The sequence below is a fragment of the Ruegeria sp. L12 genome (genome assembly GCF_056531745.1).
The window spans coordinates 20,755-30,114 of sequence record NZ_JBQFMH010000021.1; the positions used below are offsets into that span (position 1 = coordinate 20,755).

The following is a 9,360-nucleotide window of genomic DNA, read 5'->3' on the forward strand; positions in this document are numbered from 1 at the left end:
CAAAGCTAGGCGTTTTCTGCAATTCCGGGCAAGATTCTGGCGCGTTCTGAGCGCGCAAAAGAAAACCCTGCGTGTCATTTCAAACACGCAGGGTCAGGATTTTGTCTGTATCAGGGTTTATTCAGCAGGCATTGCCGCCATTTCCGAAGTCAGAGGATGGCTGAGCTTGTTCAGCATCTCTTTCGGGCAAACCTGCAGGAAATGCGTTTTTTCCACATCCCAATGTTGCAGGATATCCGCAGCCTTGCGGCTATGCGTTTCCTCGGCGTGACGCGTGATCAGTGATTTCAGCTGATCCACCCAATGGTTTACCGTGACCGGGCAGGTCACCAGCGTTTCCATGTTCATCAACGCCTCGGCCTTGCCTTCGGGGTCATACAGATAGGCCATCCCGCCGGTCATACCGGCCCCGAAATTGGCGCCGATATCACCCAGAATCACCGCGACACCGCCGGTCATGTATTCGCAACCGTTCGAGCCACAGCCTTCGATCACCACCGTGGCGCCCGAGTTGCGCACCGCGAACCGCTCGCCCGCACGGCCTGCTGCGAACAGGTGTCCATCGGTGGCGCCGTAAAGAACGGTGTTGCCGATGATGGTGTTGTCGTCCGCCTTCAGCGGGCTGACCTGAGGCGGGCGCACTACAATGGTGCCTCCCGACAAGCCCTTGCCGACATAATCATTGGCATCCCCCGATACTTCCAGTTTCAGCCCCGGCGCGGCGAACGCGCCCAGAGACTGACCGGCTGAACCTTGCAGCTTCACATGCAGGTGGTCATCCTGGAAGGTGTTCCGCATCCCGAAATTCTGCACGATATGGCTGGAGACGCGGGTGCCGACGGTCCGGTGCGTGTTCTGGATGGCATATGACAGCTGCATCTTCTCGCCGTCCTTCAGGAACCGGGCCGCATCGCGCACGATCTCGGCGTCCAGCGTATCAGGCACTGCATTCCGATCCTTGTCGCGGTTGTACACGATATCATGCGCCCCATCGACGGTAATCAGCAGCGGGTTCAGATCCAGATCATCCAGATGGGCCGAACCGCGGCTGACCTGAGCCAACAGGTCGGCCCGACCGATGATTTCATCAATTGACCGCGCACCAAGGCTGGCCAGCAGCTCGCGCACTTCCTGTGCGTAGAAGGTGATCAGGTTGACGACCTTGTCCGCATTACCGGTGAATTTGGCGCGCAGGTCTTCGTCCTGCGTACAGACCCCAACCGGGCAAGTGTTCGACTGGCATTGACGCACCATGATACAACCCATCGCGATCAGGGCGGCGGTGCCGATACCGTATTCCTCGGCCCCCATCATCGCGGCCATGACGATGTCGCGACCGGTGCGCAGGCCACCATCGGTGCGCAGGGTCACACGGTCGCGCAGGTTGTTCATCGCCAGAACCTGATGCGCCTCGGTCAGGCCCATCTCCCACGGCAGACCGGCATATTTGATCGATGTCGCAGGCGATGCGCCCGTACCGCCGTTGTGACCCGAAATCAGGATGATATCCGCCTTGGCCTTGGCCACACCGGCAGCAATCGTGCCCACGCCAGACGAGGCCACCAGTTTCACCGTCACCTTGCAGCGCGGGTTGATCTGTTTCAGGTCATAGATGAGCTGCGCCAGATCCTCGATCGAGTAGATGTCGTGGTGCGGCGGAGGCGAGATCAGCGTCACGCCCTTGGTCGAGTGCCGCAGACGCGCGATCAGGTCGGTGACCTTCATGCCCGGCAGCTGACCACCCTCACCGGGTTTCGCGCCTTGGGCCACCTTGATCTCCAGCTCTTCACACTGGTTCAGGTATTCTGCAGTCACACCGAACCGGCCCGAGGCCACCTGTTTGATCTTGGCCGACGGGTTGTCGCCATTGGGTTCCGGCACGAAATGTGCCGGGTCTTCGCCGCCCTCACCACTGTCGGATTTCGCCCCGATCCGGTTCATCGCCACGTTCAGCGTCTTATGCGCCTCGGGGCTCAGCGCACCCAGCGACATGCCCGGGGTCACGAACCGTTTGCGGATCGAGGTGATCGATTCCACTTCTTCAATCGGCACCGGTTTGCCCAGCGGTTTGAAATCCATCAGGTCGCGCAGATGGATCGGCGGATTCGACTGCATCTTGGCCGAATACTGTTTCCACAGCTCATATGAGGCTCTGTTACAGGCCATTTGCATCATATGCATCGAGGTCGCTTCCCACGCGTGGGTCTCACCCGACTTGCGCGCCTTGTAGAAACCGCCGATGGGCAGAACGTCCAAACCGCTGTCCCAACCCTTGGCATGGATTTCTTCTGCCTTGGTCTGAATACCGGTCACACCGATGCCGGAAATCCGGCTGGTCATACCGGGGAAATACTCGGCCACCATGGCCCGGCTGAGGCCCACGGCCTCAAAGTTCAGACCGCCGCGATAGGACGAAATCACCGAGATTCCCATCTTGGCCATGATCTTCAGCAGGCCCTGGTCAATGGCCTCGCGATAGCGGGCGACGTTTTCGGTCAGGGTGCCATCCAACAGGCCGCGATCAATGCGGTCGGCCAGCGAATCCTCGGCTAGATACGCGTTCACAACCGTCGCGCCACAGCCGATCAGCACGGCAAAGTAATGCGGGTCCACGCATTCCGCCGCGCGTACGTTCAGCGAACAGAAGGTGCGCAACCCCTGACGGGTCAGGTGTGAATGCACGGCGCTGGTCGCCAGAATCATCGGCATCGCCACCCTGCCTTCGCCCGAGCGCATGTCGGTCAGCACCAGATGCCCGGCGCCCGAGCGCACGGCCTCTTCCGCTTCGGCCCGGACACGGATCAAGGCCGCGCTCAGCGCGCCCTGACCGGGCTCAAAGCTGCAGTCAATCTCGGCCAGAGGCGCGTCAAAGCTCTCGACCAGCTTGTCCCATTGCGCATTGCCGACAAAGGGGCTTTCCAGCACCACGATCTCGGTCTGGCTGCTGTCTTCGTCCAGCACGTTCTTGAGGTTGGCGAACCGCGTTTTCAGCGACATCACCCGGTATTCCCGCAAGCTGTCGATGGGCGGGTTGGTCACCTGGCTGAAGTTCTGCCGGAAGAAATGGCTGAGCGGACGGTATTGCTTAGACAGCACGGCCGAAGGCGTGTCATCGCCCATCGAGGCCAGCGCCTCTTTGCCGTCCTCGGCCATGGGGGCCAGAATCTGCTCCAGTTCCTCAACCGAATAGCCCGCCGCGATCTGACGCTTGCGCAGGTCCTGCCCGGTAAAGATTGGTTGTTCGGTCACACCGGCCAGCGTGTCGTCAAGGTCGTGGATTTTGCTGACCCATTCGCCAAAGGGCAGTGCGCGGGCCAGTTTGTTCTTGATCTGGGTATCGCGGAACAGTTTGCCCTTTTTCATGTCCACAGCCAGCATCTGACCCGGACCCAGTGCGCCCTTTTCGGTCACGCTGGCTTCGTCAATCGGCACCATCCCGGCCTCAGAACCCGCAATGACCAGACCGTCGCCGGTCACCACGTAACGCATCGGACGCAGCCCGTTGCGGTCCAGACCGGCGCAGACCCAGCGGCCATCGGTCATCGCCAGCGCGGCAGGGCCATCCCACGGTTCCATCACCGAGTTGCAGTAGGAATACATGTCACGCCACGCCTGCGGCAATTCCACCGCCTGCTTAGACCAGCTTTCCGGCACCAGCATGGTTTTCGCCATCGGGGCAGAGCGGCCCGCGCGCACCAGTACCTCGAAAACCGAGTCTAATGCGGCCGAATCCGACGATCCACCCGCGATGATCGGCTTGATATCCTCTGCATAGTCACCAAATGTGCCACTGGCCATGCGGATCTCATGGCTTTTCATCCAGTTGATGTTGCCCTTCAGCGTGTTGATCTCGCCGTTATGGGCCAACATGCGGAAGGGCTGCGCCAGCCACCATTGCGGGAACGTGTTGGTGGAATAGCGTTGGTGGTAGATGGCAAAGGCGGATTCGAACCGCTCATCCATCAGGTCGGGGTAGAATACCGCCACCTGCTCTGCCAGCATCATGCCCTTGTAGATGATCGACCGGCAGGACAGCGACGCCAGATACAGGCCGGAAATTCCGGCGGCCAGCGCCGCCTTTTCGATGCGGCGGCGGATGACATACAGCTCGCGCTCGAATGTCTCTTCATCCACACCCTTCGAATTCGAAATCAGAATCTGCTCGATCTCGGGCCGGGTCGCATTGGCCTTGTCGCCCAGGCAGGTGACATCCACCGGAACGTGACGCCAGCCATAGATGTAATAGCCCATGCGCAAAACTTCGGATTCGACAATGGTCCGGCAGCGTTCCTGCGCGCCGAAATCGGTGCGGGGCAGGAACACCTGACCGACGGCGATCAACTCGTTCATATTGGGTTCGTGCCCGGTACGGCGGATCTGGTCATAGAAGAACGGCACCGGGATCTGCACATGGATACCCGCGCCATCACCGGTCTTGCCATCCGCATCCACCGCGCCGCGATGCCAGATCGCCTTGAGCGCGTCGATGCCCGCATCCACCACTTTGCGGCTTTTCTTACCGTCGATGGAAACGACCAGGCCCACACCACAGGAAGAATGCTCTTCTTCCTCGGAATAGAGACCGTTTTCTGCCATCCATTTGCGCTTGGTTTCTTCGCCCCGCACCCAATCGGCATCAAATTTGGTCATTGGCTGTCTCCTTCTTGCGGCATGGCGTACATGGCTTCGACCTCAGCTTTGGTCATTTGCCGGCGGTCGCCTGCGAACGCGTAGCCCTTGGGCTTTTTATCGATATAAAGTTCCAGTTTCAGCGCCTGGCCTGTGTCTGCAAACAGTCCAGCTGCCATTTGTGTTTGTCCGTGCATTTCGCCAGGAAGGGTGATCCGGTACCAAAGTGCCGATCCGCAGTCTGCGCAAAAGGCGCGCTCGGCCCACTCGGACGAGGTATAGGTTTTGACCGGTCCCAGCGCGGCGTACCCTTCCTCGGCCTGAAAGGTCACCAGCATTGAACTGGTCCAACGGCGGCATTGATCGCAATGGCACGCCCCCAGCGCATCCCGCGCCGGAGTGGCGGTCACCGTGACCGCTCCACACATGCATTGACCTTGCAACTCGGACATCAGACCCTCCTGTCGCGGGACGTTGGATTACTCGGCGGCAACAGCCGCCTTGGCGTTGAACCGGTCGATGATTGCATCGGCACAATCGCGGCCATCGCGGATCGCCCAAACCACCAGAGAGGCCCCGCGCACGATGTCACCGATTGCGTAAACGCCATCCATCTCGGTCTCGCCGGTCTGGAACGCCGCCTTCACAGTGCCCCAGCGAGTCACGGGCAGGTCGGGCTGACCAAACAGTGTGGGCAGGTCTTCGGGCTCGAAACCCAGCGCCTTGATCACCAGATCGGCCTCTTCCACGTAATCCGCGCCTTCGATCACCTCGGGCGCCTGACGGCCCGAGGCATCCGGCTGACCCAGACGCATCTTCTGCACCATCACGCCTGCGACCTTGTCATCGCCGGTAAAGCCCTTGGGCGCGCTGAGCCATTCGAAGATCACGCCTTCCTCTTCGGCGTTCTGGGTTTCGCGCTGCGAACCCGGCATGTTGGCGCGGTCGCGGCGGTACAGGCATTTGACAGAGGTCGCGCCCTGACGGATCGATGTGCGCACACAGTCCATCGCGGTATCGCCACCACCGATCACGACAACCTTCTTGCCATCGGCATTCAGGCGACCATTGTCGAAATCCTCGACCTCGTCACCAAAGCTCTTGCGGTTCGAGGCGGTCAGGAAGTCGATGGCTATTTCGATCCCGGCCAAACCGCTGCCGGGCATCGACAGATCACGCGATTTGTAAACGCCGGTGGCGATGATCACCGCGTCATGTCTGGCGCGGATTTCCTCAAACTTGTCGGCGTCAACATCGCAATTCAGCTCAAAGCTTACGCCACCATCCGCCAACAGATCATTGCGGCGCTGAACCACGTCCTTTTCCAGCTTGAAGCCGGGGATACCGTACATCAGCAGACCACCGGCGCGGTCGTGGCGGTCATAGACGGTGACCTGAATTCCGGCACGGCGCAGCATATCCGCCGCCGCCAAACCTCCGGGGCCACCCCCGATGATACCCACGCTTTCACTGCGTTCAGCAGTGGGCGTCACGGGCATGACCCAGCCTTTGTCCCAGGCGGTGTCGGTGATGTATTTCTCGATTGTGCCGATGGTGACGGTACCGTGGCCCGATTGTTCGATCACGCAATTGCCTTCACACAGACGATCCTGCGGGCAGATACGGCCGCAGATTTCGGGGAAGGTATTGGTTGCCTGACTGGTTTGATAAGCCTCTTCCAGACGTCCTGTCGCGGTCAGGCGCAGCCAGTCCGGGATGTTGTTGTGCAGCGGACAATGCGACTGACAGTAAGGCACACCGCACTGACTGCAACGGCTGGCCTGTTCGGCTGCCTTTTCGGCGGCGAATTCGGCATAGATTTCGTCAAAGTCTTCCCGTCGATCATCGGCGGCACGCTTTGCAGGCATGTCCCGGTCAATCTGCACAAATTTCAGCATCGGTTGCTTGGCCACGGGTCAGACTCCATGAATTGGCTAGGTCACGCCTCTTTAAGAGATGGAACACAGGATGAAAAGTAAGTAATACTGACTTATATTGGGAATTTTCCAGAAATGGAACGCTAAGTCAGGGATTTTTCCCATTTTTTAGTTCCGATACGGACCTATTTGAGCGCTTTCCTTTCCCACACCACACTTATACCCATGGATCACAACAAAATGACCAAAGAGCAGGGTCGAGCAGATGAGCCTATTTCACCTGATTCTCGTGGCGATCATTCAGGGCGTGACCGAGTTTCTGCCCGTGTCTTCGTCCGGCCATCTGATCCTGCTTCCACGCCTCGCTGGCATCGATGATCAGGGCCTTGCAATTGATGTTGCGGTACACGTTGGCACGCTTGGCGCTGTTGTTCTGTATTTCCGGGGCGACGTTGCACAAGCGATCCGGGGCCTGCCCGATGCGGTTCGAGGTCGGCTTGACCAGCCCGAGGCGCGTCTGGCGCTTGGTTTGATCATCGCCTCGATCCCGACAATCATCGCCGGTGCAATCCTGTATCTGACCGGATTGGAACAGGTTTTGCGCTCGATTGCCGTGATCGGCTGGGCGATGCTCGGCTTTGGGCTTTTGCTGTATTGGATGGATCAGAGAGGACCACAGACCAAACAGGCGGCGGATTGGGGCGCTCGCGATGCGATCATCATGGGGCTCTGGCAGGTTCTAGCGCTTGTCCCCGGCACCTCGCGTTCGGGTATCACCATTACGGGCGCCCGGCAGCTAGGATATACAAGGGAAGACGGCGCCCGGATTGCAATGCTGATGTCGATCCCGACCATTTTGGCCTCGGGCGCGCTGTTGTCAGTTGATGTGATCCAACAAGCGGATGCTCAGCTGGCAAAGGACGGAGCGATTGCCGCTGCCTTCGCCTTTGTTGCAGCCCTGATGGCGCTCAGCCTGATGATGCGACTGCTGCGCAGTGTCAGCTTCACACCCTATGTGATCTATCGCGTTGTTCTGGGCTGCGCCCTGCTGGTGATCGCCTACAGCTGATCAGATCCGCAGGTTCTTCGCCGAGTCCTGGATGTCGTCATATTGGCCCGAGGGGCGGAACTTCCACAGATAATCCGGCAGCACCGAATCCAGAGCTGTAGGTTCGATCCCCAGTTCGGCAAATCCCATTGCGCTATCGGCAACGACATTGTCGCGCCGTAGATTTTTCAGCTGGTCACGGGTCAGGATGTTGTTGGGGAACAGCTGGAAACTGACGAATTTTGCGATATCCAGAACTCCCGCCATGACCTTCGCGGCCAGAAACGGAACGCCCAGAATGACGCGACGGCGATGAATCACACCCAACATCTGCTGCATCAGCGCACGGAACGTCTTGGTCTCGGGCCCGCCCAGTTCATAGACACCCGGCGCCGCCTTGCCCAGCACACCCAGCACCGCAGCCTGCGCCACGTCATCCACATAGACCGGCTGAAACCGCGTCTCGGCCCCAACCAGAGGCAGGAACGGGCTCATCCGGGTCATACCGGCAAACCGGTTGAAGAACTGATCTTCGGTGCCGAAAATCACCGACGGGCGCAGAATGATTGCGTTCGGCATGTGCTGAAGCACGGCAGCCTCGCCCTCGGCCTTGGTGCGCGAATAATCACTGTCCGAGTCCAGATCCGCGCCAATCGCCGAGATATGCACCATCCGCTCAACGCCCTGCGCCGCGGCCAATCGGGCAATCCGCTCAGCCCCATCCGCCTGCACGGCGTCGAACGCGTTTTTGCCCAGCTCATTCAGTACACCAACGCAATTGACCACTGCATCAACACCATGCATCGCAGCGGCAACCGAGGCATCATCACGAATGTTGCACAAAATAGGTTCAACCTGACCCACAGCGCCGTATGGCTTGACGAACATCGCCTCATTGGGACGCCTTACGGCCACGCGCACGCGCCAGCCCTCTGCGGCCATACGGCGCGCGATATAGCGGCCGACAAAGCCCGATCCACCGTAAATCGTGACCAGTTTGGACATGATGGCGCTCCTGCTGTCTGGGTCTGATTTGATCTAGCGCCCATGCGCCCGGTGAACAAGGCGCAATAACGCCGCGCACCGCTGAATTTGAGGCTCGTAGACCGATCCGAAGACGACATGTAAAAAAACTTCAAAAATCTGATGCGAATCCGGTTGACGCCCCTCGCCAGTCAGCTTAAACGCCCCTCCACGACACCTGCCCAGGTGGCGGAATTGGTAGACGCGCTAGCTTCAGGTGCTAGTGTCCGTATGGACGTGGAGGTTCGAGTCCTCTCCTGGGCACCATCGTTTCCAGAAATATGCTTATATCTCACGCGATTAGTAGAATCTCTGCCGTCACAAACCACCCTTTGAACCACCTTTGCTGCTTCGTATAGCTATCGATCAATTTTGAAGATTCTCTTCAATTGGAACTTAAGTTCACTTTTGTCATTCTTAGTGAAATCAGAAGCTGGATTACGATCATAGGTGATATGGGCATGGTGTATTCCTTCACTTGGCGCGTGAAAGATTTTAATACCGTGACCATTCTTATTGCGATAGGCGCGAATGTCACCAACCAATGCTGACCTGCTTCCAAGGTATGATTTAGTTCTTCCGAGACGAATTGCCTGTTGAACAGATATCCGACCAAGACTGTCTACACAGTCTGCATCTGGTGCAAATTTTCGCCAAACCAATGATTCGAGCGCATCATGTTTAGTACTGAACTTGTCTGTCATCAAATGATTTGGAACACGAGCGGTTGATTGGCTTTGGAGGCTCAGGCTCGCTGTAGTTTCAATTTACGCCGCGTTTTGA

Annotated in this window: 5 protein-coding genes and 1 tRNA gene; 2 read left to right on the forward strand and 4 right to left on the reverse strand. The window is 58.6% G+C overall.

Annotated features, from left to right (window positions below):
* Positions 1 to 117: 117 nt before the first annotated feature.
* Genes gltB through ACR0K9_RS20010 form a run of 3 tightly spaced genes read right to left on the reverse strand, consistent with a single transcriptional unit; the run spans position 118 to position 6,542 of the window.
* On the reverse strand, positions 118 to 4,650 hold the full coding sequence (gene gltB / locus ACR0K9_RS20000; protein ID WP_480825770.1) for a glutamate synthase large subunit: 4,533 nt from the start codon (positions 4,648 to 4,650) through the stop codon (positions 118 to 120).
* Positions 4,647 to 5,081 (reverse strand): GFA family protein, encoded by a 435-nt coding sequence (locus ACR0K9_RS20005; protein WP_480825772.1) that lies wholly within the window; start codon positions 5,079 to 5,081, stop codon positions 4,647 to 4,649. Before ACR0K9_RS20005 ends, gltB begins: the two co-directional genes overlap by 4 nt.
* 27 nt (positions 5,082 to 5,108) lie before the next feature.
* Positions 5,109 to 6,542: an NAD(P)-dependent oxidoreductase gene (locus tag ACR0K9_RS20010; protein ID WP_480535707.1), complete on the reverse strand. Its 1,434-nt coding sequence runs from the start codon at positions 6,540 to 6,542 to the stop codon at positions 5,109 to 5,111.
* 229 nt (positions 6,543 to 6,771) lie between these two features.
* Between ACR0K9_RS20010 and ACR0K9_RS20015 the strand changes: the two genes are divergently transcribed.
* A complete protein-coding gene (locus ACR0K9_RS20015; RefSeq protein WP_480825774.1) occupies positions 6,772 to 7,575 on the forward strand; it encodes an undecaprenyl-diphosphate phosphatase in 804 nt (267 codons plus the stop codon).
* Here the strand turns inward: ACR0K9_RS20015 and ACR0K9_RS20020 are convergent, their stop codons facing one another.
* The gene (locus ACR0K9_RS20020) at positions 7,576 to 8,559 is read right to left on the reverse strand and encodes a complex I NDUFA9 subunit family protein (RefSeq protein WP_480825776.1); all 984 of its coding nucleotides are present in this window, start codon (positions 8,557 to 8,559) and stop codon (positions 7,576 to 7,578) included. It lies immediately after the preceding gene.
* A gap of 198 nt (positions 8,560 to 8,757) precedes the next feature.
* On the opposite strand from ACR0K9_RS20020, the gene ACR0K9_RS20025 reads away from it, so the two are divergent.
* Positions 8,758 to 8,844 (forward strand) — tRNA-Leu (locus ACR0K9_RS20025).
* The last annotated feature ends 516 nt before the right edge of the window (positions 8,845 to 9,360 follow it).

Coding starts and splice junctions, on each gene's coding strand:
- gltB (WP_480825770.1), bottom strand. CDS start 4,650: ATGACCAAATTTGATGCCGATTGGGTGCGGGGCGAAGAAACCAAGCGC.
- ACR0K9_RS20005 (WP_480825772.1), bottom strand. CDS start 5,081: ATGTCCGAGTTGCAAGGTCAATGCATGTGTGGAGCGGTCACGGTGACC.
- ACR0K9_RS20015 (WP_480825774.1), top strand. CDS start 6,772: ATGAGCCTATTTCACCTGATTCTCGTGGCGATCATTCAGGGCGTGACC.
- ACR0K9_RS20020 (WP_480825776.1), bottom strand. CDS start 8,559: ATGTCCAAACTGGTCACGATTTACGGTGGATCGGGCTTTGTCGGCCGC.